Source organism: Staphylococcus sp. aM, assembly GCF_052975125.1.
This window is the reverse complement of the sequence record NZ_CP121447.1, coordinates 2,386,166-2,409,977: the sequence shown is the minus strand read 5'-3', so window position 1 is coordinate 2,409,977 and position 23,812 is coordinate 2,386,166. Positions and strand designations below refer to the sequence as shown.

Annotated in this window: 28 protein-coding genes, 1 pseudogene and 1 other annotated feature; of the genes and pseudogenes, 17 read left to right on the top strand and 12 right to left on the bottom strand. The window is 32.0% G+C overall.

Going from position 1 to position 23,812, the window contains the following annotated elements; all coding sequences use genetic code 11:
* Positions 1 to 225: 225 nt before the first annotated feature.
* Positions 226 to 528 carry a hypothetical protein gene (locus P7F85_RS11880; protein WP_015365406.1) on the bottom strand — a complete coding sequence of 101 codons (303 nt, stop codon included), beginning with the start codon at positions 526 to 528 and terminating at the stop codon, positions 226 to 228.
* A 139-nt stretch (positions 529 to 667) separates the two neighbouring features.
* Here P7F85_RS11880 and P7F85_RS11875 point away from each other — a divergent pair, with 139 nt between their 5' ends.
* Positions 668 to 874 carry a DUF6440 family protein gene (locus tag P7F85_RS11875; RefSeq protein ID WP_002466538.1) on the top strand — a complete coding sequence of 69 codons (207 nt, stop codon included), beginning with the start codon at positions 668 to 670 and terminating at the stop codon, positions 872 to 874.
* Between the two features lie 263 nt (positions 875 to 1,137).
* Here the strand turns inward: P7F85_RS11875 and P7F85_RS11870 are convergent, their stop codons facing one another.
* The 5 genes and pseudogenes from P7F85_RS11870 to P7F85_RS11850 all read right to left on the bottom strand — a co-directional run bounded on the left by P7F85_RS11870 (position 1,138) and on the right by P7F85_RS11850 (position 8,214).
* Positions 1,138 to 1,881 carry a cyclase family protein gene (locus tag P7F85_RS11870; RefSeq protein WP_002466542.1) on the bottom strand — a complete coding sequence of 248 codons (744 nt, stop codon included), beginning with the start codon at positions 1,879 to 1,881 and terminating at the stop codon, positions 1,138 to 1,140.
* A 21-nt stretch (positions 1,882 to 1,902) separates the two neighbouring features.
* Positions 1,903 to 4,149, bottom strand: a complete 2,247-nt coding sequence (metE, locus tag P7F85_RS11865; RefSeq protein ID WP_002466545.1) for a 5-methyltetrahydropteroyltriglutamate--homocysteine S-methyltransferase — start codon at positions 4,147 to 4,149, stop codon at positions 1,903 to 1,905.
* A complete protein-coding gene (locus P7F85_RS11860; RefSeq protein ID WP_002466543.1) occupies positions 4,146 to 5,984 on the bottom strand; it encodes a bifunctional homocysteine S-methyltransferase/methylenetetrahydrofolate reductase in 1,839 nt (612 codons plus the stop codon). Before P7F85_RS11860 ends, metE begins: the two co-directional genes overlap by 4 nt.
* Positions 5,938 to 7,113 carry a cystathionine beta-lyase MetC gene (gene metC / locus P7F85_RS11855; protein ID WP_046464476.1) on the bottom strand — a complete coding sequence of 392 codons (1,176 nt, stop codon included), beginning with the start codon at positions 7,111 to 7,113 and terminating at the stop codon, positions 5,938 to 5,940. Before metC ends, P7F85_RS11860 begins: the two co-directional genes overlap by 47 nt.
* A pseudogene (locus P7F85_RS11850) lies at positions 7,110 to 8,214 on the bottom strand (PLP-dependent transferase). The gene metC and the pseudogene P7F85_RS11850 overlap by 4 nt, the downstream one beginning before the upstream one ends.
* Positions 8,215 to 8,274: 60 nt before the next feature.
* Positions 8,275 to 8,651 (bottom strand) — a binding site (T-box leader).
* A 266-nt stretch (positions 8,652 to 8,917) separates the two neighbouring features.
* Between P7F85_RS11850 and P7F85_RS11845 the strand changes: the two are divergent.
* From P7F85_RS11845 to ychF, 4 genes are all read left to right on the top strand, one after another.
* On the top strand, positions 8,918 to 9,757 hold the full coding sequence (locus P7F85_RS11845; RefSeq protein ID WP_002466534.1) for a ParB/RepB/Spo0J family partition protein: 840 nt from the start codon (positions 8,918 to 8,920) through the stop codon (positions 9,755 to 9,757).
* Positions 9,758 to 9,904: 147 nt separating this feature from the next.
* Positions 9,905 to 10,783, top strand: coding sequence for a mechanosensitive ion channel family protein (locus tag P7F85_RS11840; RefSeq protein ID WP_002466537.1), 879 nt, complete (start codon positions 9,905 to 9,907; stop codon positions 10,781 to 10,783).
* A gap of 20 nt (positions 10,784 to 10,803) precedes the next feature.
* Entirely contained in the window at positions 10,804 to 11,007 is a 204-nt protein-coding gene (locus P7F85_RS11835) for a DUF951 domain-containing protein (protein WP_002451525.1), read from the top strand.
* Positions 11,008 to 11,018: 11 nt separating this feature from the next.
* A complete protein-coding gene (ychF, locus tag P7F85_RS11830; protein ID WP_002451524.1) occupies positions 11,019 to 12,116 on the top strand; it encodes a redox-regulated ATPase YchF in 1,098 nt (365 codons plus the stop codon).
* A 165-nt stretch (positions 12,117 to 12,281) separates the two neighbouring features.
* Here ychF and P7F85_RS11825 read toward each other — a convergent pair whose 3' ends face one another.
* A complete protein-coding gene (locus tag P7F85_RS11825) occupies positions 12,282 to 12,473 on the bottom strand; it encodes a hypothetical protein (protein ID WP_002451523.1) in 192 nt (63 codons plus the stop codon).
* 61 nt (positions 12,474 to 12,534) lie between these two features.
* Positions 12,535 to 13,356, bottom strand: a complete 822-nt coding sequence (locus P7F85_RS11820) for a GH25 family lysozyme (protein WP_002466546.1) — start codon at positions 13,354 to 13,356, stop codon at positions 12,535 to 12,537.
* A gap of 375 nt (positions 13,357 to 13,731) precedes the next feature.
* Between P7F85_RS11820 and rpsF the strand changes: the two genes are divergently transcribed.
* Genes rpsF through rpsR form a run of 3 tightly spaced genes read left to right on the top strand, consistent with a single transcriptional unit; the run spans position 13,732 to position 14,852 of the window.
* Positions 13,732 to 14,028, top strand: coding sequence for a 30S ribosomal protein S6 (rpsF, locus tag P7F85_RS11815; RefSeq protein WP_002451521.1), 297 nt, complete (start codon positions 13,732 to 13,734; stop codon positions 14,026 to 14,028).
* Positions 14,029 to 14,049: 21 nt separating this feature from the next.
* Positions 14,050 to 14,565 carry a single-stranded DNA-binding protein gene (ssb, locus tag P7F85_RS11810; protein ID WP_002466536.1) on the top strand — a complete coding sequence of 172 codons (516 nt, stop codon included), beginning with the start codon at positions 14,050 to 14,052 and terminating at the stop codon, positions 14,563 to 14,565.
* Positions 14,566 to 14,609: 44 nt separating this feature from the next.
* Positions 14,610 to 14,852 (top strand): 30S ribosomal protein S18, encoded by a 243-nt coding sequence (gene rpsR, locus P7F85_RS11805; RefSeq protein ID WP_002451519.1) that lies wholly within the window; start codon positions 14,610 to 14,612, stop codon positions 14,850 to 14,852.
* A 145-nt stretch (positions 14,853 to 14,997) separates the two neighbouring features.
* Here rpsR and P7F85_RS11800 read toward each other — a convergent pair whose 3' ends face one another.
* The 4 genes from P7F85_RS11800 to P7F85_RS11785 form a co-directional block, all read right to left on the bottom strand.
* A complete protein-coding gene (locus P7F85_RS11800; protein ID WP_002466541.1) occupies positions 14,998 to 16,218 on the bottom strand; it encodes a tyrosine-type recombinase/integrase in 1,221 nt (406 codons plus the stop codon).
* A gap of 226 nt (positions 16,219 to 16,444) precedes the next feature.
* Positions 16,445 to 17,632 carry a hypothetical protein gene (locus tag P7F85_RS11795; RefSeq protein WP_002466544.1) on the bottom strand — a complete coding sequence of 396 codons (1,188 nt, stop codon included), beginning with the start codon at positions 17,630 to 17,632 and terminating at the stop codon, positions 16,445 to 16,447.
* Between the two features lie 22 nt (positions 17,633 to 17,654).
* Positions 17,655 to 17,888, bottom strand: coding sequence for a hypothetical protein (locus tag P7F85_RS11790; RefSeq protein ID WP_002466547.1), 234 nt, complete (start codon positions 17,886 to 17,888; stop codon positions 17,655 to 17,657).
* Between the two features lie 367 nt (positions 17,889 to 18,255).
* Positions 18,256 to 19,176, bottom strand: coding sequence for a helix-turn-helix domain-containing protein (locus P7F85_RS11785; protein ID WP_050969315.1), 921 nt, complete (start codon positions 19,174 to 19,176; stop codon positions 18,256 to 18,258).
* Between the two features lie 105 nt (positions 19,177 to 19,281).
* Here P7F85_RS11785 and P7F85_RS11780 point away from each other — a divergent pair, with 105 nt between their 5' ends.
* The 9 genes from P7F85_RS11780 (at position 19,282) to P7F85_RS11740 (ending at position 23,812) form a co-directional block, all read left to right on the top strand.
* The gene (locus P7F85_RS11780; protein WP_002467106.1) at positions 19,282 to 19,482 is read left to right on the top strand and encodes a hypothetical protein; all 201 of its coding nucleotides are present in this window, start codon (positions 19,282 to 19,284) and stop codon (positions 19,480 to 19,482) included.
* A 38-nt stretch (positions 19,483 to 19,520) separates the two neighbouring features.
* Positions 19,521 to 19,793, top strand: a complete 273-nt coding sequence (locus P7F85_RS11775; protein WP_046464477.1) for a hypothetical protein — start codon at positions 19,521 to 19,523, stop codon at positions 19,791 to 19,793.
* Positions 19,794 to 19,805: 12 nt separating this feature from the next.
* Positions 19,806 to 19,937 (top strand): hypothetical protein, encoded by a 132-nt coding sequence (locus P7F85_RS11770; RefSeq protein ID WP_002467113.1) that lies wholly within the window; start codon positions 19,806 to 19,808, stop codon positions 19,935 to 19,937.
* A 25-nt stretch (positions 19,938 to 19,962) separates the two neighbouring features.
* Positions 19,963 to 20,169 (top strand): TscA family type II toxin-antitoxin system antitoxin, encoded by a 207-nt coding sequence (locus P7F85_RS11765; protein ID WP_002467105.1) that lies wholly within the window; start codon positions 19,963 to 19,965, stop codon positions 20,167 to 20,169.
* Between the two features lies 1 nt (position 20,170).
* Positions 20,171 to 20,509 (top strand): hypothetical protein, encoded by a 339-nt coding sequence (locus P7F85_RS11760; RefSeq protein ID WP_002467122.1) that lies wholly within the window; start codon positions 20,171 to 20,173, stop codon positions 20,507 to 20,509.
* Between the two features lie 88 nt (positions 20,510 to 20,597).
* On the top strand, positions 20,598 to 21,467 hold the full coding sequence (locus P7F85_RS11755; RefSeq protein ID WP_002467116.1) for a primase alpha helix C-terminal domain-containing protein: 870 nt from the start codon (positions 20,598 to 20,600) through the stop codon (positions 21,465 to 21,467).
* Between the two features lie 11 nt (positions 21,468 to 21,478).
* Complete coding sequence (locus tag P7F85_RS11750; RefSeq protein ID WP_002467121.1) at positions 21,479 to 22,846, top strand: DNA primase family protein; 1,368 nt, start codon at positions 21,479 to 21,481, stop codon at positions 22,844 to 22,846.
* A gap of 242 nt (positions 22,847 to 23,088) precedes the next feature.
* The gene (locus P7F85_RS11745; RefSeq protein WP_002467109.1) at positions 23,089 to 23,442 is read left to right on the top strand and encodes a hypothetical protein; all 354 of its coding nucleotides are present in this window, start codon (positions 23,089 to 23,091) and stop codon (positions 23,440 to 23,442) included.
* Positions 23,435 to 23,812 carry a hypothetical protein gene (locus P7F85_RS11740; protein ID WP_002467110.1) on the top strand — a complete coding sequence of 126 codons (378 nt, stop codon included), beginning with the start codon at positions 23,435 to 23,437 and terminating at the stop codon, positions 23,810 to 23,812. Before P7F85_RS11745 ends, P7F85_RS11740 begins: the two co-directional genes overlap by 8 nt.

The window sequence follows — 23,812 nt, the reverse complement described above, 5'->3', positions numbered from 1 at the left end:
AATTGAAATTCAATTCACCTGAACAACACCGTAATAATAGAGTTGGCAATATTACTTAGTGTAATAAAACGTGAAGTTGTGATGTTTGCTATGTTAATTTTATGTTTTGTAATTATTGAATTAGCTTGAACGTTACAAATGATTGTAATAAATGTAGGAGGACGATTTATTATAAAAACACGATAATGAGCCGATATTCTGATTTGAAAAGTAAAAAAGCACTCATTAAAGAGTGCCGTTTGATTTAAAAGAATGTGAGTAGTATGAAGATGATGAAAAAATGCTAGTGAAAGTAACTTCTTTCCAATTTTTCTCAATGGTATATGCCCCCACGGAGAGTAATAGACCAATAAGGATAAAAATATTATCTACTGATTTTAAGTGGGCTCCTCCATAAATACTATCTAATATAATACGAAGAATAAAAATGAGCACGCCAATTATGATCAGCGCTATACTAACCAATTTTAAGTAACGGGATATTTTTGTACTATTTGTCTTTTTGTCATTGATATTGTTAGAACTCATATCCTCCACCCCCATACAATAAATTTACCACTCAATCATTATTAATATTCACAATAAAATAATGATTGAGTAATAAGATGTTTTAGATAATAGTTAAGTGAAATATATAATTAGAGAATGTTTGAGGAGGGCTTTGCACATGTTTAATAACAAGAAAGCAGATGATCGCTTTGATGTAGAAAAGGTCTCAAAAGATTCTACTATGCGTTGTTATGTATTAACTGATAAAGAAACAGGCATCCAATATCTTGCTACTTGGGTGAGTACAGGTGGTGGTATTACACCATTATTAGATGAAAATGGAAATATAACCAAAGTGGATACTACTTCATTGAAAAATGATTAATTTACATAGTAATTTTTTATAGGAGGTATTACTTTGGTACTTATGGTTATAAGCGGCTTCGTAACCATTTTTATTCTATTTAGTATAAGTAAATTTTTTAAAGAAAATGAGAAATAAAAACTGCAACGGCAAGCTTGTAATTCAAAACAAGTTGCTGCCGTTGCAGTTATTTATATATTAGAGAGTTTTCGTCTATATTAAGATGATTAAGTCATGTTGTATTTATTTCAATATCAACACTATGCATATGTCCTTTTAATAAATTAAGGTTTAATTGCAAATGCTCGAACTGGGAAACCAGGGGCATCTTTAGGCTTAGGACTTATCGCATAGATAACCGCACCTCGGGTAGGTAGTTGATCTAGGTTCGTTAACAGTTCGACTTGGAATGTATCTTGGCCTAAGACATAACGTTCACCAACGATATCACCATTTTTTGCAATGTCTACAGATGCGTCAGTATCAAATGTTTCATGACCGATAGATTTGATATGACGTTCTTCAATTAAAAACTTTAATGCATCTAATCCCCAACCAGGTAGGTGTTGTTGACCTTCAGCGTCTTTGTTTTCAAATGATTCAATGTCCGGCCAACGTTTTGACCAATCCGTACGTAAAGCTACAAATGTGCCAGGTTCGATAGTTCCATTATTAGATTCCCACTGTTCTAAATGTTCACGTGTAACAATAAAGTCAGCGTTTTGAGCGACTTCTTGTGAAAAGTCTAAAACAATCAGTGGTAATACTAATTCCTTTAAATCTAATTCTTCAAGGTATCTCTGATTTTCAACGAAATGAATAGGGGCATCGATATGCGTACCATATTGTGTGACGATATTCCATCGTTGAACATAAAAACCATGTTCTTGAACTGTGAATAACGTAGAAACTTCGCCTTTTTCAAAATCACTGAATCTTGGAATATCAGGGTCGAAAGTGTGTGTTAAATCGACCCATTTAGACTCTTTTAACTGATTTAATTGATCCCATAAAGGATAGTTTGACATAAGCATCATCCTCAATTTATTTTATGCTGTTGTAGCATTATTTTCTTCACGTTTCTTTCTAACAGCGTTAACTAATACAGTTAATGCTTCTTTAACTTCATCTTCTTTACGAGTTTTTAATCCGCAGTCTGGATTTACCCAGAATAATGAACGATCAATTTGTTGTAAAGAACGATTAATTGCAGTAGTAATTTCATCTTCTGTAGGGATACGAGGGCTATGGATATCATATACCCCTAATCCAATACCTAAGTCATAGTTAATATCTTCAAAGTCTTTAATCAAGTCACCATGGCTACGAGATGTTTCAATTGAAATAACATCTGCATCTAAATCGTGAATCGCATGGATGATTTGACCAAATTGAGAATAACACATATGCGTATGAATTTGTGTTTCATCTTTGACTGATGATGTTGCTAGTTTAAATGAATGCACTGCATCTTTTAGATATTGTTCATGGTACTCAGAACGTAATGGTAAACCTTCACGAAGTGCTGGCTCATCTACTTGAATGACTTTAATACCATTTTCTTCTAATGCTAGTACTTCTGCATTAATTGCTAACGCGATTTGATCTTGTACAGTTGTACGTGGAATATCAACGCGTTCAAATGACCAGTTAAGAATTGTGACTGGACCAGTTAGCATACCTTTAACTGGTTTGTCAGTTAAACTTTGTGCGTAGACAGTTTCCTTAACTGTTAATGGTTCAGTCCATTTAACATCACCGTATATAACTGGTGGTTTAACAGCACGAGAACCATATGATTGAACCCAACCAAACTTAGTAACTAGGAATCCTTGTAGTTTTTCTCCAAAGAATTCAACCATGTCATTTCGTTCGAATTCACCGTGTACGAGCACATCAAGTCCAATTTCTTCTTGAATTTTAATCCAACGTGCAATTTCGTTTTCTAAGAATTCTTTATAAGCTTCATCAGAAATACGTTGGTTCTTCCAATCTGCACGATATTTTCTAACTTCTCTAGTTTGAGGGAATGAGCCAATCGTTGTCGTTGGTAAATCCGGTAAATTTAATCTTTGGTATTGTGCTTGTTTGCGCTCAGAGAATGGTGATTGACGTTGTGTACGGACACTATCAAAATCATAGTCTAAGTTTTTGAATGATTGACTTTGGAATCGCTCATAGCGAGATTTTAAGTCGTCATATTTCGCACTATCGTTATCATTGAAAAGACGACGTAAAGCATCTAATTCGTCTAATTTTTCAGTGGCAAAGCTTAAACCTTCAGCGATAGATTCATCTAACGTTTCATCATCTAATGATACAGGCACGTGTAGTAAAGATGACGAAGGTTGAATGACAATATTTTGAGCATATTGTTGTAATGTTTCAATCAATGACTTTTTAGCTTCAATATCAGCAGCCCACACATTACGTCCATCGATAATACCTGCGTATAATGTTTTACTTGAATCAAAATCACCAGCTTTAACTTGCTCTAAGTTGTATCCATGATCATGAACGAAGTCTAATCCTAAGCCGCCGACTGGTAATGAGCTTAAGAATTTAAGATTCACACGTTCGAAATAAGTTTGAATCACTAAATGTTTGCCTAATCCTGTATTAGTTAATTCTTCATAAGCTTCTTTAGTAATATTTTCATAACTTTCACTTTCATCAGTAACTAATACAGGCTCGTCAATTTGAATATATTCTGCACCTGCATCAACAAGTGATTGTAATACTTCTTTATATAATGGCAATAATGTTTTTACTTTTTCTTCGAAAGATTGGCTACCACCTTTTGATAATTTAACAAAGGTAATTGGGCCTACAATGACTGGGTGTGCATTGACATTAATAGATTGTGCATATTTAAAGCGGTCTAATAACACATTACGATTTAGTTTAGGTTCTACATTATCCCATTCTGGCACGATATAGTGATAATTTGTATTAAACCATTTGATTAATGCACTTGCGACGTGTTGTTTATTACCACGTGCAATATCAAATAACAAGTCATCATTCACTTCTCGTCCTTGGAAACGTTCAGGAATAATATTGAATAGTAGTGATGTATCTAAGATATGGTCGTATAAAGAGAAGTCACCTACAGGAACGCTGTCTAGATTATAATTCTTTTGTAGTAATAGGTTTTCTTTGTGTAAGTCAGTAAGTGTTTGATCTAGTTCATTTTTATCAATTTTTTGAGCCCAATAGCTCTCGATAGCCTTTTTCCATTCTCTTTTTCTACCTAATCTTGGGAATCCTAAGTTTGAAGTTTTAATTGTTGTCATAATATTGCCTCCTTATGAGTGGTAATAGATTTTGAATACGCTGCAAGTTCTAGTGAATAATCGACTTTTTGGAAAGGTGTAATAATGTATAATCCATTAAAGTATTCATGCACCGTATCGATGAGTTCCTTTGAAAGTCTAAGACTAAGTTCTTTAGTTTTTTCTTTATCATCTTTAACTGCTTTGAATTGATTAAGTACGTCTTCTGACATTTTGATGCCAGGTACTTCATTGTGTAAAAATAGTGCATTGTTATAACTTGCGATGGGCATAATACCTATGAAGAAAGGTGTGTTTAAGTGCTTTGTCGCTTCATACACTTGTTTAATTTTTTCTTTACTATATACAGGTTGAGTGATGAAATAACTCATGCCACTTGCTACTTTCTTCTCAAGACGTTTGACTGCTCCATCGAGTTTTCTTACATTTGGATCAAATGCACCAGCGATGTTAAAGTTCGTATGTTTCTTCAGCGCATCACCGTCTGTGTTGATACCTTGATTAAAGCGAAGTGCGATTTCGGTTAATCCTTTAGAATTAACATCATAAACATTGGTTGCGCCAGGCAAATGACCTACTTTTGATGGGTCACCTGTAATGGCTAAAATTTCATTAACACCAATGAGTGAGAGACCTAATAGGTGAGATTGTAGACCTATGAGATTTCTATCACGACAGGTAATATGAACGAGGGGTTCAATATTAAATCGTTGTTTGATAATACTTGCTGCAGCAATGTTACTTACGCGAACAGTTGCTAAGGAATTATCTGCTAATGTCACTGCATCAATATCTGCGTCATCAAGCTTGCCAATATTGTTGAAGAACTGATCGGTATCTAAATGTTTAGGTGTATCTAGTTCTACAATGACAGTAGGACCTTGTTTGACTTTGGAAGTCAGTGATTGTTTGAAATTTAAGTCTTTTTTGCGATTTACTTTTTTATTAATTGGTATGACGTTTTTATGGGTAACAGGTCTTAAATTCTTTACAGATGTTTTAATGTATCGAATATGTTCAGGTGTAGTACCACAACAACCACCAATCAGTCTGACACCTTCATTGATTAACTCTTGTGCCACATCACCAAAATATTGTGCGTTATCACTATATTTGAATTCGCTATTTTCAATATCTAACAAACTTGCATTCGGATAACAGGATAGAAATGCTTTATCTGGTAACTCGATATGTGAAAATGAGCGTTGCATATGATGTGGGCCATGATGGCAATTAAGTCCTACAATATCTGCTCCACATTCAACTAATTGTTTTAATGCATCATTGATTGGTGTACCGTCTACAAGATAATTTGTGTTAGAAGCGGTTAACTGAGCGATTATTGGAATGTGATGTTTCCTTTTAGTTGAAATGACGATACCTTTTAATTCTTCTAAGTCATAATAGGTTTCAAACAATAAAGCATCTACACCTTCATCAACTAAAGTATCTATTTGATGTTCAGTATGATATTGGATGGAGGAAAGACTTAGGTCATCTTGTTTTACACCTCTAAAGCCGCCAACTGTTCCTAAAATAAAAGTATCTTCATTGGCAGCTTTTTTAGCAATTTGAACAGCTGCTTTATGAATTTCTTTGACTTTATGTTCTAGACCAAAGGCTTTTAACTTTTCAAAATTGGCACCGTACGTATTTGTTTGTATAACATCAGCACCAGCTTCAATATATGAACGATGAATATGTTCGACCTTTTCCGGGTGAGTTAAGTTATAAGCTTCTGGGCATGTATCTAAGCCTTCTGAATAAAAAATGGTTCCAATTGCGCCATCAGCTACTAAAACGTTGTTCTGTAATTTGTTCAGGAATTGACTCATTAAATGCCTCCTTTAAAGCGTAGTTGATGTCTGCAATAAGTTCGTCTGGATTTTCTAATCCCACACTTAATCGGAATAATCCAAAGGTAATACCACGTGCATTTCTAATGTCTTCTGGTATCGCTGCATGTGACATCGTTGCCGGATGAGATAAAATTGTCTCTACACCACCTAAACTTACTGAAACCAACGGAATAGTTAACGCATCTACAAACGCTTGTGCCTTTGTCTCATCTTTTAGTCTGAAACCAATGACAGCACCACCTGTTTTAGCTTGTTTAAGGTGTGTTTTGTTATTTCCTGGGTAATACACTTCTGCGATTTCATCTCTTTGACTTAAGAATGAAACAAGCTTTTCAGCATTCGCTACAGATTGTTTGAATCTAATAGGGAAAGTCTTAAGATGTTTAGCTAATGCCCAGCTATCATAGGTAGATAGGGCGTTACCAGTGCCGTTTTGAATTAGATATAATGCATCTGCCACATCTTCACGATTTGTAATAACTGCACCTGCTAGTAGGTCACTATGCCCACCTAAAAATTTAGTGGCACTGTGAATAACAATATCTGCACCAAGTGCTAAAGGTGATTGTCCTAAAGGTGTCATAAAAGTATTATCTACAGCTAATAACAATTGGTTAGCTTGGGCAATCCTTGCAACTGCTTGAATATCTGTCACTTTAAAACACGGATTAGAAGGTGTCTCTACATATATTAATTTCGTATTAGATTGAATTGCATTTTTAATATTTTCTGCTTGAGTCGCATCTACAGTTGTAAATTCAATGTTGAATCTTTTTAAAATATCTTCAGTTAATCGGAATGTGCCTCCATAAACATCATCAGGTAATATGACATGATCGCCAGATTTCAATGTAAGTAAAACTGCAGAAATAGCTGCAATTCCTGATGCAAATGCAAAACCATATTTACCTTTTTCTAGATGAGCTAATTTTTCTTCTAAAATTGTTCTGTTTGGATTACCACTACGTGCATAATCGTAAAGTGGACTACCACCAAGTTGGTTTTGATGAAATGTTGATGAATCATAAAAAGGTGGATTGGCTGAGATATAATCCTTTCCTCGACGTTCATCGAAAATTACTTCAGTATCTATTGATAAATTCATGAAATCACTCGTACTTTTGAATGCGTTAATGCTTGAATAATGTCTGCTTCAATATCAGAATAGTTTTCGATTCCTATTGATAAGCGAATTAAAAACTCATCGATACCTCGTTTATCTTTCTCTTCATCGGGCATATCCACATGAGTCTGTGTGTAAGGAAATGTAATAAACGTTTCTGTACCACCTAAACTCTCAGCAAATATACAAGTTTCTAAATTTTCCAAAAAATTTAGGAACACTATATGCCTTGTTGAGTCGTAAACTTAACATGCCAGTTCTACCGCTATATAAAACCTCATCAATTGCTTCTAAATCTTGGCATTTAACTGCTAATTTTTGCGCATTTTCTTGTGAACGATCGATTCGTAAATGCAAAGTTTTTAGCCCTCTTTGTAGTAAATAGCTATCCAACGGTGATAGCGTAGCGCCTATCATATTGTGGAATTGTCCCAATTGTTCAGCTAACTTGTCGTCTTTTACTGTAACAACACCTGCTAGCACATCATTATGACCACCGATATATTTTGTAGCCGAATGTAAAACAATATCGGCACCTTCTTCTAATGGTGTTGAAAGATAAGGTGTTAAAAAGGTGTTATCAATGATAGTTAATAAATCATGTTTTTTACTGAGCACGTAATAAGGTGTCACATCGATATCAATCATTTGCGGATTAGAAATGGGTTCAATGAACAGTGCTTTTGTTTGTGATGTAATTTGATTTTCAACTTCTTCATAGTTTAGGAAATCTACGTACTTAAATTTCACTCCGTATTGCTGTTCGTAAAAATCAAATAGTCTAAATGTGCCACCATATAAATCAAATGCAACTAATACTTCATCACCAGGTTTAAAAAGGTTACATACAAGTTGAATTGCAGCCATGCCACTTGAAGTTGCAAATGATGCTACACCTTTCTCTAGTTTGGCGAATGATTCTTCAAAAGCTGTCCTTGTTGGATTCTTCGTTCTTGTATAGTCATAACCTGTTGACTGACCTAGTTGAGGATGTTGATATGCAGTTGATAAATATATTGGATTGGCAATAGCTCCTGTATGATCTTTAGTCAAAGAAATTTGTGCTAATTCTGTATCCTTCATTACTAGACCCTCCTTAAAATTAAAAAAAGCTTCCGTCCTTTAAACCCGATTCTTTCGGATGTAAAGGACGAAAGCTTTGATTTCGTGGTACCACCTTTGTTTGTTACTTTATTACTAAAGTAACCTCTATCAGTACACCATTTTGGTAAAAGGCACTGATAAAATGAAGAAATCACAAAATTATCGTTCATAAAAAAACTCATTCATTCAGAAATTGAAGAAATGAGTATTAACGATAAAATGTGCGTCTTTAATTCCAGTACGCCATTTAACAAAATGTTAATACTGTATCGCTATAACGGGCGAACCCGTTGACACCTCATATTGGCATCAACACTCCAAGGCCATTTTCAAACTTTCTTACAATATCTTCTCTCAGCTACGAAGATTCTCTGTATAAGCAGTGTAAGTTTTACTTTCCTTTTTACAGTGTGTAAAATGTTTCGTTTTGTAATTGTTAATACATAGCTTACAGATAGAAGAATCATTTGTCAACAATTTTTCTGAAAATTTAGATTAAACTTGCAATTCAGATTTATAGAATCGTTGATATCATAGCGTTATTTTAAAATAAAATTTTTTGAAGAAATTGTCGTAACTTGTGATTTCTACTTGTGAAAAAAGGGGCAAATTTTTAAAATAAAATAGAGATACAAATTATATTAATATCACGGTATTAATTTATAGAGAAAGATGTGAAAAAATGGCTCATCGAGAAGATCAAAGATTGCAATTAAACAAAGATGAACAAGTACATTCCGTTTCGTTAGACTTAATTAAAGCAAATCCTTATCAACCGAGAAAAACATTTGATGAATATAGACTAAATGACTTGGCACAATCAATTAAACAACATGGCATTTTGCAACCGATTGTAGTAAGAAAAACTGTTCAAGGTTACTATATTGTTGTAGGAGAGCGACGCTTTAGAGCATCCAAAAAAGCAGGTTTAACCGAAATTCCTGCAATCATCAAAGAATTGTCTGATGAAGATATGATGGAATTAGCCATTATAGAGAATTTACAACGTGAAGATTTGAATGCTATAGAAGAAGCAGAAAGCTATAAAAAGCTAATGGAAGATTTGAATATAACACAACAAGAGGTTGCAGAAAGACTTTCTAAATCACGTCCTTATATTGCTAATATGTTGCGTTTATTAAAATTACCATCAGACGTTGCTAAAATGGTACGTGATGGTGAGCTTTCAGGTGCACATGGTCGCACATTACTAGGTCTAAAATCTCCACAGAAAATGAAATCAATAGCGAAAAAAGCTGTGAAAGAATCGTGGAGTGTAAGATATTTAGAGAGCTATATCAATGATTATTTAGAAAAAAATGCTCCAAAGACTTCGGTTAATGAACAAACTTTAAATAAACCCAAATTTATTCAAAAGCAAGAAAGACAACTTAAAGAACAATATGGTTCTAAAGTTGATATATCAACACATAAAAATATTGGTAAAATTGCTTTTGAATTCAAATCAGAAGAAGAATTTAAGTCATTAATAAAAAAACTGAATCAAAATTATGAGATGTAAGTGTAGAAGGCATATAGAAATATATTGAAAATAAGCGTTGTTTGCTATATTAATCAGTTTTTAAATCTGAAGACTGATTTAATATAAGTGGTTTTAAGTTATAATGATTTAATTATGAAAAGTTTAAAGTGAGGAGGTAAATGCATAATGAATCAAGTCAAACATATCCTTTCTTCCTTAATAGAGCCACTTACAAAAGTTGAAACGTACGAAACGTTGGCTATTAAGATTATCATGATTTTGATTTATATAATTGCAGCAATTATAGTAATAAGTATTTTAAACAAAGTGATTGAACAAGCATTCAAAATTCAAAATAAGAGCAGAAAAGGTAATAAAAAACGTTCAAAAACATTAATTTCACTTGTACAAAATGTAGTTAAGTATATTGTCTGGTTTATCGTTATCACAACCATCTTAAGTAAATTTGGAATTAGTGTAGAAGGCATTATAGCGAGTGCCGGCGTAGTTGGTTTAGCCGTAGGTTTCGGTGCACAAACAATTGTTAAAGATATCATTACTGGCTTCTTTATCATATTTGAAAATCAATTTGATGTAGGCGACTATGTTAAAATCAATAGCGGTGGTACGACGGTTGCTGAAGGAACAGTTAAATCAATTGGACTTAGATCAACACGTATTAATACTATCTCAGGGGAATTAACGATTCTTCCAAACGGTAGTATGGGTGAAATTACTAACTTCTCAATTACTAACGGAACTTCGATTGTTGCGATACCAGTCTCAATAGAAGAGAATTTAGATCATGTTGAGAAAGAATTGAATAAATTATTCACATCACTTAGAAGTAAATACTACTTATTTGTGAGTGACCCTGTTGTAGAAGGTATTGATTCTATTGATAATAATAAGGTGACTATCAGAATCTCTGCAGAAACAATACCTGGAGAAGGTGCAGCTGGTGGTAGAATTATTAGAAAAGAAGTACAGCGATTATTTGTTAGAGAAAATATTAAAATGCCTAAACCCATTTTTGCTCCATATGACGAGCAAAAACGTGGCTAATTATCATTGGAGGTAATTTCATGACGTCAAATTACGGAATAAATGATATAGTAGAAATGAAAAAACAACATGCATGTGGAACAAATCGTTTTAAAATCATAAGAATGGGCGCTGACATTAGGATTAAATGTGAAAATTGTCAACGTAGTATTATGATTCCACGTCAGACGTTTAATAAAAAATTAAAGAAAATTTTAGTATCCAATGAAGATACAGAAAGTTAGGAGAATGATTAATGGCTTTAACAGCAGGTATTGTAGGTTTACCAAACGTAGGGAAGTCTACACTTTTTAATGCAATTACTAAAGCGGGGGCTTTAGCAGCTAACTACCCATTCGCAACAATCGATCCAAACGTAGGAATCGTAGAAGTACCGGATTCACGTTTGTTAAAACTAGAAGAAATGGTTCAACCAAAAAAGACGATTCCAACAACATTCGAATTTACTGATATTGCAGGTATTGTTAAAGGTGCATCAAAAGGTGAAGGTTTAGGTAATAAATTCTTATCACATATTCGAGAAGTTGATGCTATTTGCCAAGTTGTCCGTGCATTTGACGATGAAAATGTGACGCATGTGTCTGGTCGAGTTAATCCTCTAGACGATATTGAAGTTATCAATATGGAATTAGTATTAGCCGATTTAGAATCAGTAGAAAAACGTTTACCTAAGATTGAAAAAATGGCTCGTCAAAAAGATAAAACTGCTGAAATGGAACTACGTATTTTATCTAAAATTAAAGAAACATTAGAAGAAGGTAAACCAGTACGTAGTATCGAATTTAATGATGAAGATCAAAAATGGGTTAACCAAGCACAATTATTAACATCTAAAAAAATGTTATATATTGCTAATGTTGGTGAAGACGAAATTGGTGATGAAGAAAACGATAAAGTGAAAGCAATTCGTGACTATGCTGCTCAAGAAGACTCTGAAGTTATTGTCATCAGTGCAAAAATTGAAGAAGAAATTGCAACATTAGACGATGAAGATAAAGAGATGTTCTTAGAAGACTTGGGAATTGAAGAACCAGGTTTAGATCGCTTAATTCGTACCACATATGACTTGTTAGGTTTATCAACATATTTCACTGCTGGTGTACAAGAGGTACGTGCTTGGACATTCGTACAAGGTATGACAGCGCCACAATGTGCTGGAATTATCCACACAGACTTTGAACGTGGCTTTATCCGTGCTGAGGTTACAAGTTATAGTGATTATGTTGAACATGGTGGCGAAAATGGTGCTAAAGAAGCAGGTAGACAACGTTTAGAAGGTAAAGATTACATCATGCAAGATGGAGATATTGTTCATTTCAGATTTAATGTTTAATTATAATAAAGATTATCAAAAATTGATTAGATTTTAACTACTCTAGAGTAACTAGGGTAGTTTTTTTATGGGAGAAATTGCAGATTAAGATAGAAAAAGCAATGTAGTACATGGTCGGAGTTACTAAGTGACAAGACTACATTGCTTAAATACAACATTATTATATTAAAAGAAAGGAATAACCTCACTTGCTTTAAGAATATCTGTAGTTCTAAAAAATTGTTTGCCTTCACCAGTATAAGCAGGTACTAAAATCATATTAGCTTTGGCATTGTATAACCATTCAGGGTGCAAACCACAATTTAAAATATCTTGAAATTCTTGAAAGTCTTTATTCCAATCTAAATTTAAGTTCATGTTAAACACCTCACACCCATTATAGAACAAACGTTCGTATTTGTGAAGTGTTTTTACACATTTATGATGTAAACCAGTTTGTGCTTACATTTGAATCAACATAGTTAGCATCTACATTTTGATTTAGTTCTGATGAATAGAAACTATCTGTATATTGCCATAACACTTTTTCTCGAGTTGGCTCTTGAGCCTGATATGAAGCTAACCAATAACCGTCATATGAACTCACTGCATTAGCCACATTATTAACCATAAAGTTTTCGTATGAATAGAATAATACTTTCTTATTACCAGCTAGTTTTTTCATTTGATCAGCCCATGCTACTGTAGCAGTGTTCGCATCGCCAGAAGTAACCGTTTGTTGTTCATAGTCGTTGATATAAAATTCTGCTTTTGGCGCACGATTGTATAACATTCTCGCTTCATAACGAGCATCGTCAGCATTTTCGTACATACTATATGAATAAACACCGAATTTCATATTGTTTTTATCTAACAAGGCAGAATTGTGTTCTAAACATTTATCTACATATTCAGAACCATATTGTCCACGAATAATGATAAAATCATAATTTTTCTTCAATTGTTTTACTTGAGCATCGGTTAAGTTACCTTGCCATTCGGAAATATCAAGTACACGTTCACCACTATTAGTTGTTGCAGCGCGCGATTTAGTTGAAAAAGTAGATCGATTTTGTGTATCGTTTTTAGCTTTTTCTGGGTGCTTTTTCATATATTGTTGATAGCCGTAGCCCATTGTACCTTTTTTACTTTGAGTATCGTTTGTATTATTTGAATTTTCATCTGCATATGATAAATTAATGCCTGAAATTGTAGTAAACATTGTTGCAGCAAACATCGAGTAAGATAGTTTCTTTAACATAAAAGTTCTCCTTTATTTATAAAAAATTAAATGCAATTGAATTGAAAACGCAATGATGATGTTATTACAATTAATTTTTATTTACAATGATACGACTTACACAATATAAAGAATGATTTTATTATGTATATTCATATTGATTGTTATAAAAATTGGTTGAAAAAATTATATTAAAATCAGTTACTATATCGAGTGAATATCAAAAAGAGGATATAGTGCCTATATGTTTGTCATTTCGTTTATTATAATTTCAAATATGATTGTAAAAAGTAATACTCTGTGCTATAATTCTTGATTGTGAGTAATGAAAATTATTCCTTGCTTATCACAAAATGATGATAAGCCGTATAGACCACAAGGAGGTGCAAATATACAATGAGAACATATGAAATTATGTACATCGTACGTCCAAACATTGAAGAAGATGCGAAAAAAGCAGTTGTTGAACGCTTTAACGGTATCTTAGCTTCAGAAGGATCAGAAGTTTTAGAAGAAAAAGACTGGGGTAAACGTCGCCTAGCTTATGAAATCAATGATTTCAAAGAAGGTTTCTATAACATCGTACGTATCAAATCAGATAACAACAAAGCTACTGACGAATTCCAACGTTTAGCTAAAATCAATGACGATATCATTCGTTACATCGTTATCCGTGAAGACCAAGATAAGTAATAATTTGACGGGGGCGTTTAAATGTTAAATAGAGTTGTATTAGTAGGTCGTTTAACGAAAGATCCAGAATACAGAACCACTCCCTCAGGCGTAAGTGTAGCGACATTTACTCTAGCAGTTAATCGTACTTTCACGAATGCTCAAGGGGAACGCGAAGCAGATTTCATTAACTGTGTTGTTTTCAGAAGACAAGCAGAAAATGTAAATAACTACTTATCTAAAGGTAGTTTAGCTGGCGTTGATGGTCGCATACAGTCACGTAGTTATGAAAATCAAGAAGGTCGTCGTATTTTTGTTACTGAAGTCGTTTGTGACAGTGTTCAATTCCTTGAACCTAAGAATTCACAAAATGGCGGTGGCCAACGTTCACAAAACAACGAATTCCAAGACTATGGTCAAGGATTCGGTGGTCAACAATCAGGACAAAATACTTCGTATAACAACAATTCATCAAAACCTAATTCAAATCAATCAGATAATCCATTTGCGAATGCGAACGGACCTATTGATATTAGTGATGATGATTTACCATTCTAAAAAATAACTAATTTAAAAATACAATTAAAAGGAGGCAGTTAATCATGGCAGGTGGACCAAGAAGAGGCGGACGTCGTCGTAAAAAAGTATGCTATTTCACAGCAAATGGTATTACACATATCGATTATAAAGACACTGAATTATTAAAACGTTTTATCTCAGAACGCGGTAAAATTTTACCACGTCGTGTAACTGGTACTTCAGCTAAATATCAACGTATGTTGACAGCTGCTATCAAACGTGCACGTCATATGGCTTTATTACCATATGTTAAAGAAGAACAATAATATATAGTTTATTGTAAAACCCCGTAAGCATAGGCTTATGGGGTTATTTTTGTGTTTTTAAATATAGAAAAAGGGCAGAAAAAGGGCATTATATGACGATTTTGCTTTTTAAACCTAAAAAATACGCCTTTGATATAGACGTATTTCAAACAATATTGATAGTTTCCAATTTATCCATCATATCTTTAGCCATTTGATCAGTAACATGTGTGTATATCTCTAGTGTGGTTTTATAGTCTGAGTGTCCTACACGCTCTTGTATAGCTTTTAAGTTAATCCCTAATTGTGCAAGTGTGGATATATGCGTGTGACGTAATGTGTGCGTTGTAACACGTTTCTTTATTGAACTAATCTCAGTAGCCTCTTTAATAATGCTATTCACTTTGTTTAAGTCTATAGGACTACCAGCTGTATTAGTGAATACATATCCTCTATCAATAAAATCTTCATTCCACTGGTTTTCTTTCTTATTATCCAAAATAAGTGTTTTAAGTAAGTTAATACTTTGGGTAGTGAGTCCGATTGTTCTATAGCTTTTACTTGTTTTAGTCGTCTCTTTTACTCCGAATGCTCCCGTCTCTTTATCAGTTACCCAATTAATTGTACCGTCGATATCTAGCGTTTTATCTTCATAGTTTATATTTTCCCTCTTTATTGCAAGTAGCTCACCGATACGCATACCATTAGCAATTTGAAACTGTACTATAGCTTTGACCATTTTATAATTACGCTTTCTTGTTGAATGTTTTTTGTGCTTAATTAGGTAATCAAAGCAACTAAGTAACTCTTTAATTTCACTATCTTCTAAATAGTTATTACGTTTAGCTTGTAGTTCATCTCTAGTTTTAGCCTTTTTAGGAATATCTATTTTATCTAGTACACTTATATCTTGTAGATCGTAATATTTAAACGCATATTTGAAAACAGAACGAATGATAATAACAAGAGACTGAACGTGTCCTTTACTATGTATACTAGCCCAGTTGTTAATTATATCTTGTAGATAAGTATGAGTAATGTTGTTTATCAGCACTTCTTTATCTATAGCATTTTTAACTGTGTTTGAATTGCTTACCTTTTCTTTGATTGTTGTAGCCTTTGAACCAGAATGATTTTTATAATGTTCTAACCACTCATCACATGCGACATGGAAAGTTAGTGACTTTAACGTTGTCGGTGTCTTATCATTTAACTTCGCCTCTATACGCTCATTTAAGCGCTTTTGAGCCTCTTTTTGTGACTGCTTACCATTCTTATTAAGAACCACGCTAACACGCCGCCATTTGTTTGTGAGAGGGTCTTTGTACTTCTCATAATAGCGATATTGTACTTCGCCATGTTTGTTAGTGAATTTCTCATGCCACATTTGTTATCCCTCCTTATAAATTAGTACCAGGTGTCAAAAAATGTTATAATAAAAGAAAAAGCAGGTGAAAGCTTGAATTATATAAAATTTGTGATGACTCACATTGTTATTGTTATAGTGATTCTTAATTTGTCAATTAAAATTTCTATGTTATTTGATTTGAATTTTACTTTAAGTTTCTTAGTATTTTATATAATTTTTATAACTTTGATCAAAGTAGAGGTTATTAATTATTATCAGAATCGTTTTGGGATACGCTTTCATCTTCGTTTTTAATTTCGCTTTCAAATTTTTCGGGAACTTCTAAAATATTAGAATTAGTCTCATTATTTTTTTGTTCAAGTTTACGTAGTGATGCCTCTATTTGCATTCTTTCAAGTTCATATTTTGCAATATCGGTCTTTAGTTTCTCTCTTTCAGCGTCATTTCTTAATTCTTTAATATCATTTGGAACCTTTTCTTGAAACTCTATCCCACTTATAGATTTTATTTCTTTACCTTTAAATATTTGGTAAAAAAGAATGAAATTGGCTATCCAACTAGTAATACTAAACGCTTCTTCATTATCGAAATAAGCCTTTTTAATAAAATCAAATGGAATGAATGAAATGAATTCGATTATGCCAGGACTTTGTACGTCTATTTTCTGTGATTTAAATTGAAACGAAGTACTTTCAGTGTATAACTTTATTAAGTTATTAAATTCAAACCAAAGTTGGGGTGAAATATCTTCTTTTCTTTTTATATCTATATTTATGTGTAAATGATTGTTTTGAATATAGATTGGATTTATTAAGTAATTAATTGCTTCTTTATATTCAGATAAATTTATTATTGTTTGGTGCATTTGAAGCTTGTTTAATATTTTAGGATCAATGCGGTAACGAGACGTTTCTTTTAACCATTTTATCTTTCTATGAAGTTTGTTATTCGAATATTTATAATCTTGCTTCTTACTATCTGTTTTGAGTTGTTGGATTTCTTTATCGTTATACTCAATTGCATCGCTAATAACTATCCCAATAGAGAATTCGAAAGATCTGTAATTAGGGATAACTATGTAATCACCTATTTTAATTTCATGTATAAATTCAAATAGTCGCTTACTTAAATCAGTGATATTTCTTTTGGTTAAATTACTTTTTTCTAATATTTTTTCTCTTTCATTTTCAGATAAGTTTAAAAGTGCTTGTTTTAACTCTTTCTGCTTACTATCATTTTTTGAAGTTATTACTTTTTTGTAGTCTTCTAACTTATTAATTTCTTTTAAAGTGTTTAAATCTACAATGTTGTTAGTTATAGATACATGATCATTGTATTTAAAATCATTGTACCAACTTCCCCCATTTGTCCGTATTAGCCAATAGTTTGTATTGTCAGGAATTATATCAATCTTTAAATAGTTTTCTTTCACCTAACATTTCCCCTTTGTTTAATTATTCATCATCTTCTAGTAAGTTTGTTACATTAACTGTGATTTCTTTTGTTATAGGGTTAATGCTTACATCCTCTCCATAGCCTAATGATTTCACTTGAATGGTATCGTTTACTAATTTTAATGCTATTTCAACATGTTGATAATCTTGCAAAATTAACAAAGTATCTTCATTTGTCACAACATCATGTGATCCTTTTCCGTTAATAGTAACTTTCCAATCATTGAAGTACATTCTACATTTCTCCTTTATTTATATTATTCTTCTTTCTCTAATCCTGTAATTAGCATTATCAATAAACAAATAAGTATAAACTACCAAAACCAGAAGTCTTACCGACAATATCTCGAGTTTCTCCTTTCCGTTCCGGTCCTTGGTCCGTAACGGTGTCTTTATTTTGTTTTAAATTGGAACAAAATTATTCATTACTATCTTTAATTATTGAATTGTCATTTCAAATTTTGTATTTACCAAATTTTATAATGTCCTCCTAATTATTTGTATTTTGAAGTCTATGTTATGTGTTAAAAGAGATTATGTTGAACATCTCCTTATTACAAGCAAATTCATGATGCGAAATGTGAATTAACTTCCTTAAATATTATTGTGAGTTGTTATCGGGATTAACGGAATTTAAACCTTTTTCTAATTCCTCCATGTCGACGACAAGATGATTCTTTATATAATCAGATAAATAAGAGTTTTCAAGTAATGTGTTTTTAAAAAGTTCAGTTTCTAAATCAACTCTAATATTTGAGGCTAGAAAATTTTCTATCTCATCTATAATTTCTTGATCAATTTGATTGTTGTTAGATATATAAATGCTATATTTAATTAAATCGTTTAGTATATTTATTATTGGATAGTTTTCAGAATGCTCATGTTTATAAATTAAATTTTTTAATTCAAATACATTAATACGACCGAAGTTATTCAATTTTTCTGAAACAGTGATTTCTTCATTATTTAGATATTTTTCATATATAAAGTTATTGCCACTTACTTTTTTGATTTTTTCTGGATCTATATTCTCAAGACTTTTAAGAGAGTTATCAAATATTGAGATCATATTTTGGATAATTAATTCTAAATTATTATTTGAAAAACTTAGTAACTCACCGTAATCTTTTATTCCATCATTTTTTAATGATTTTAAATTTTTTTCAGTGGTTTTTGCTTTGAATTTTAAATATTCTTGAATGCACATTTGAACAATATACATTCGACCTTGAAAACTTAAGTCTGCTAAATTACCAAAACCATATTCATCATAAATATTTAAATTGTCAAATAAAAATGTTGATGGGTTACCATAAAGTAATTCATTTATAGATATATTTCCTAATTTTGCTATTTTACTTATTCGTTTTTTATTAGGAATCTGTTTGCCATTCTCCCAGTTAGATATTACGCCAGATTTTACAGGTGAAATTTCGTCTATTTGTTCACCGAATTTAATCATAGAAGATCCTAAACTCAATCTAATTTGCTTAATTCTTTTACCTATCTCACTTTTATTCATTATTTCACCTCATGATAATTATATAATAAAACATTATGTTTTTCTATGTTAAATGTTGACTTTAAAATAATGTTATGTTTTACTATGTATAAGCGAGGTGATTGAATGAATAAAATTGTTGGTTACAGAAAAATGTTAGGCAAATCTCAAAAAGCTATGGCTAAAGAATTTGATATATCTGTTCAAGCATATCGTATGAAAGAAATAGGACAGGTAAATTTTAATCAAAAAGAAATGCTACATTTTAGAAATATGTTAAGACAAGAATTGTTTCCAAAAATTACTGTTGATGAAATATTTTTTTAATTTATATCTATGTTTTGCTATGTTTAGGAGGGTAATAAATGCCAAGAATAAAATTACAAGATCTACCAACTAAGGAAAATATCGCTCTAGAGAAAGGACAAATAGTATTTCCTATAAAATACGCTAAGCCCAAGTTACTAGGAGAAATATTTAATTGTAGTTATTCAACTATCCGGAGATTACTCATCTCATATGATGGAGATAATTTAGGGATTGATAATTTATACGTAGATATCAGTAGTACATTAACACTGGTGAATGTAGAAAAATTTGAGCAATTTCTCCAGAAAAAACACAAAAAATATTTATAAGGAGTGAAACAAATGAAGTTATATATTTTACTTTCAATACTAGCAACTGCTATTGGCACATTGTATGCAATGAACATAGATTTCTTACATGGTTTAGCGATTACGTTCTTGATACAAGTTTTAAGTATACCGGTAGCAAATTAATTTGAATATAAAGGAGATAACCAAGATGAATAAGGAACAATTAGCAATAATCAAAGAATTACATGAAATTTTAGAATCAGCTATAAATGATAAACGTACTGAATATACTCATACAGTAAGTGAGGGTAACCAAGAATGGACTGAAACAATTAATCGAGAAAAGCAACTTCAGTTTATATGTGAAGTAGTTTCTGAGAGATTAGTAAATAATTTTGAATGGGAGAATGAATAAAATGGAAAAATTACAATATTATATTAATGAAATGGTGAATGATGTTATACACACGGATCTAAATATGAAATTACATGCTTTGATGCATTTAGTTGAGGATAATATGACTAAAAATGAAAAATTTCGAGAATCCTTGTTAAACAATAATGAGCGTATACAAGTTGAAATAGTTAAAGAGGCAATACAACACGATTATGTGTTATCTAGCGTTATAAAATCATTATTAAATGATGTTAAACACGTAAATAGCGATGTTGCAATAAATAGACATAATGCATTAGACGAAATAGACAAAATAAAAGCGTTACTTCCAACCGACCAAAGCGAAAGTAACGCATAGAAATTTAATAAATTAACAGAGCAGTTAATAAAATACTCTTTATATATTATATCATTTTCTGTCCTGTTAATCACTAGAGGTGAAGAAATTGAACAAAATAAAGCTAGAACACGATACCCAAATATCTGTGATTTGGTATAACAACCTAGATTCTCGTTCCTTTAAAAATTTTTCGCAACCTAAATGGAGTGAGTTAGTTAATAGGTTATCAATACCACAAAATAATACTAATAAGTATGCACGTGGTGTAGCTGTATATGGTGATATAAAAGATGGTATTGATGAAGATGGTAAAGAATACAAAAAGTACCGTAACAATGACAATGTGATTTATCGTGATGTCCTAGTGTTGGATTATGATGATATACCCAATTTGAGACCACTGCATGATGCAATTACAGACACTTTAAAAGGCGTTGCATGGTTTTGGCATACTACGTTTAATCATCAAACAGAAAGCCCTAGAATACGCTTGTATGTGCCATTAAATGAGCGTGTCAATGCAGATGATTACCGCAAGTATACAAAAGTGTTAGTAAGCAAGATAGGTCATAGGGTAGACGAGGGGAGTTTTCAACCTAGCAGAGCGATGGCGTTGCCCGTATATCAAAAAGATAAATATCCGTTCTTACATCAATATAATGACGCCCCAATTTTGGGGACTCAAAAGTTAGAAGAATGGTTAAAAGAATTAAAATCCGAATATAATGAATCAAATAAATTCAAATATCCTAAACGTCGAGATAATGAATTTTGGAAGTCTATCGCCTTTGGTGTATCTACAGGTAACCGAAACCAAACGTTAACATCGTTAATTGGTGTATTGCTAAACAGACGTGTGCCAGATCCATTAGTATATGCATATTGCTATATGTGGAATGAAAATTGTAACCCTCCAATGAGTTCTAGAGAGTTTAACGCCACATTTGAATCTATATACAAACGAGAACATCGATAAGGAGGCTTTTTATGGCAAAATTTCCAGATTATTTGGAAAATAAAACAATATTTGATGAAAAAGATTTCTTTGATGGGAATAGATTTAAGTTTTATGAATTTGCATTATTTTTATATGAAGAATATCACGGTTGCTATATCGACAATCGCCCCCATGTTTTTACAGGCAAGAAGTACGAGCCACTTAATATAGATGTTGTGCGTAAAATGACTATCAAATATATCCCGTCATTACGAGAACAACAAAATAAGGAAGTATATCAGAAGTTAAAAACTCTATGCATGAATAATTATCAAGAACAATGTTCAGCACGCTATATAGGATTAAAAAACGGCATATACGATATTGTTGAAGAAAAATTAAAGGCGTTTAGTCCTCAATACTATATAACCAATATTATTGATGTTGATTTTAATGAACAAGCACAAAGTGATTTAATAGAACGGTTTATTAAAGATATATCAAATGACGATGAAGAAGTAGAACAACTAATCTACGAAATGATTGGTTATGGTTTATATCGTGATAACTTTTTACAGGTCGCATTCTTTTACTATAGTCCGGGAGGCAATGGCAAAACTACTTTACTTAAATTATTGCACCATTTCTATAATCCAGAAAATACTACAGCATTATCTTTTAATGACTTAAACGATAAATTTAAACCTGCAAATTTACAAGGAAAGCTAGTAAATATAGCTGATGATATAGATCCTAATCGTATTAAAGATACGGGCAATTTCAAAATCATTGTAACAGGAAACTACATCACACTTGAATTTAAAGGGCAAGACGCTTTTGAGTTTAAGCCATATGTAAAACTCATCTTCGCAAGTAACGAGTTACCAATGAGTAATGATAAGAGTGAAGGTTTTTATAGACGTATGGTAATTATTCCTATGCTGCGTAAGTTCGGCAAAGGTGGGCAGAAAAAAGATCCAATGTTATTGAACAAATTGATAACGCCACATAATATGTCAGCCTTACTTAATTTAGCTTTAAAAGGTTTAAAAAGAACATTAGAAAATAACGAGATTATCGAACCGAAAATTACTAGAAAGACAAAAGAGGAGTATCAATTTGATAATAATCCAGTTCTTCAGTTCATAGAAGATGCGACAGACAAGGATTATAGACAATTGCCAGTAGTAGAAGGGCGTAATACTGATAAAGCATATGAAATATATCAAATATGGTGTGCAAATAACGGCTATCATCATATGAATAAAATGAATTTTTCTAAAGAGTTATCAAAGTTAGGTTATAAATCTGTGGCTTACTGGTCAAAAGTTCAAGAAAAAACTAAGAGATTCTATGTGAAAGAAACAACTAATAAAATCTACGATACTAATGGAACTATTTTAAAAACCTTACAGTAAAGTGTAAGAAATCTCAGAGTAGTGTAAGGCTTGAAACTGTTGATATAACTTGATTTGTTGCATCTACCTTACACCTTACACTTAAATAACAATCCATAAGAATATTAAGTGTTTAAAAATAAAATTATGAACTAGGCTTTTTATCTGTAAGGTGTAAGGAATGTAGTGTGAATGTTGATATAAAGGGATTCGTTAGATTACAGGTTAGTGTGAGAAAAAACTATATAGTGTGAGGTTTTAAAATGAACAATGTAAAAAATAAGATTATTAAATATATAACAGAAAATGCTGGTACATCGTTTGTAGAAATAGAAAAAATATTTGATGAGTATCATTTTGAATACAAAGGGAACGGAGCTTATACCAGTGCAGAGAACAACAACATTATATTTTGGTATGGGTGGAATGAACAAGCTTTTAATGTGGTTAGTAGTTTAGTTAACGAAGGATTAATTGAAATGAACACGTGTGAGCCATTTATTTATATAGTAGATGGTAAAAGTTTAAATTTTCCAATTGCGAAATCTGAGTGTATAAATACGTATCATTGGTTACCAGTGACATTTAATTTGGTTAAGGAGGAATCACATGGATAAAGAGCAACTTAAACAGTATATGTACGACTATGTAAAAGAACATAAAGAAATTCCTATTTATCAGTTAGAAGATTTATTTAAAGAGTTAGATCATGACTATAAAGGTAAAACGAGTGTGACACATGATCAGGATAAGAATATCGTTTTTTGGAGTGGTTGGAATAAGCTCACAATGTATGCGTTGATTGAGTTAGTTAAGGAAGAACATCTTGATCTTGTGTATAGAAGTAGTTATGTAATGCGTTATTTGTTAGATGGTCGAGTACCCAATTTACCATTAGCAATTAGTTATCCAGAATATGAGCAACAAACTGAAGTACCATCATGGTTACCTATGTTATTAAGAGTAACCAATAAAGGAGTGGAATAA

Bases quoted from the DNA above. Each gene is read 5' to 3' on its own strand.
- P7F85_RS11880 (WP_015365406.1), bottom strand. From the start codon at position 528: ATGAGTTCTAACAATATCAATGACAAAAAGACAAATAGTACAAAAATA.
- P7F85_RS11875 (WP_002466538.1), top strand. From the start codon at position 668: ATGTTTAATAACAAGAAAGCAGATGATCGCTTTGATGTAGAAAAGGTC.
- P7F85_RS11870 (WP_002466542.1), bottom strand. From the start codon at position 1,881: ATGTCAAACTATCCTTTATGGGATCAATTAAATCAGTTAAAAGAGTCT.
- metE (WP_002466545.1), bottom strand. From the start codon at position 4,149: ATGACAACAATTAAAACTTCAAACTTAGGATTCCCAAGATTAGGTAGA.
- P7F85_RS11860 (WP_002466543.1), bottom strand. From the start codon at position 5,984: ATGAGTCAATTCCTGAACAAATTACAGAACAACGTTTTAGTAGCTGAT.
- metC (WP_046464476.1), bottom strand. From the start codon at position 7,113: ATGAATTTATCAATAGATACTGAAGTAATTTTCGATGAACGTCGAGGA.
- P7F85_RS11845 (WP_002466534.1), top strand. From the start codon at position 8,918: ATGGCTCATCGAGAAGATCAAAGATTGCAATTAAACAAAGATGAACAA.
- P7F85_RS11840 (WP_002466537.1), top strand. From the start codon at position 9,905: ATGAATCAAGTCAAACATATCCTTTCTTCCTTAATAGAGCCACTTACA.
- P7F85_RS11835 (WP_002451525.1), top strand. From the start codon at position 10,804: ATGACGTCAAATTACGGAATAAATGATATAGTAGAAATGAAAAAACAA.
- ychF (WP_002451524.1), top strand. From the start codon at position 11,019: ATGGCTTTAACAGCAGGTATTGTAGGTTTACCAAACGTAGGGAAGTCT.
- P7F85_RS11825 (WP_002451523.1), bottom strand. From the start codon at position 12,473: ATGAACTTAAATTTAGATTGGAATAAAGACTTTCAAGAATTTCAAGAT.
- P7F85_RS11820 (WP_002466546.1), bottom strand. From the start codon at position 13,356: ATGTTAAAGAAACTATCTTACTCGATGTTTGCTGCAACAATGTTTACT.
- rpsF (WP_002451521.1), top strand. From the start codon at position 13,732: ATGAGAACATATGAAATTATGTACATCGTACGTCCAAACATTGAAGAA.
- ssb (WP_002466536.1), top strand. From the start codon at position 14,050: ATGTTAAATAGAGTTGTATTAGTAGGTCGTTTAACGAAAGATCCAGAA.
- rpsR (WP_002451519.1), top strand. From the start codon at position 14,610: ATGGCAGGTGGACCAAGAAGAGGCGGACGTCGTCGTAAAAAAGTATGC.
- P7F85_RS11800 (WP_002466541.1), bottom strand. From the start codon at position 16,218: ATGTGGCATGAGAAATTCACTAACAAACATGGCGAAGTACAATATCGC.
- P7F85_RS11790 (WP_002466547.1), bottom strand. From the start codon at position 17,888: ATGTACTTCAATGATTGGAAAGTTACTATTAACGGAAAAGGATCACAT.
- P7F85_RS11785 (WP_050969315.1), bottom strand. From the start codon at position 19,176: ATGAATAAAAGTGAGATAGGTAAAAGAATTAAGCAAATTAGATTGAGT.
- P7F85_RS11780 (WP_002467106.1), top strand. From the start codon at position 19,282: ATGAATAAAATTGTTGGTTACAGAAAAATGTTAGGCAAATCTCAAAAA.
- P7F85_RS11775 (WP_046464477.1), top strand. From the start codon at position 19,521: ATGCCAAGAATAAAATTACAAGATCTACCAACTAAGGAAAATATCGCT.
- P7F85_RS11770 (WP_002467113.1), top strand. From the start codon at position 19,806: ATGAAGTTATATATTTTACTTTCAATACTAGCAACTGCTATTGGCACA.
- P7F85_RS11765 (WP_002467105.1), top strand. From the start codon at position 19,963: ATGAATAAGGAACAATTAGCAATAATCAAAGAATTACATGAAATTTTA.
- P7F85_RS11760 (WP_002467122.1), top strand. From the start codon at position 20,171: ATGGAAAAATTACAATATTATATTAATGAAATGGTGAATGATGTTATA.
- P7F85_RS11750 (WP_002467121.1), top strand. From the start codon at position 21,479: ATGGCAAAATTTCCAGATTATTTGGAAAATAAAACAATATTTGATGAA.
- P7F85_RS11745 (WP_002467109.1), top strand. From the start codon at position 23,089: ATGAACAATGTAAAAAATAAGATTATTAAATATATAACAGAAAATGCT.
- P7F85_RS11740 (WP_002467110.1), top strand. From the start codon at position 23,435: ATGGATAAAGAGCAACTTAAACAGTATATGTACGACTATGTAAAAGAA.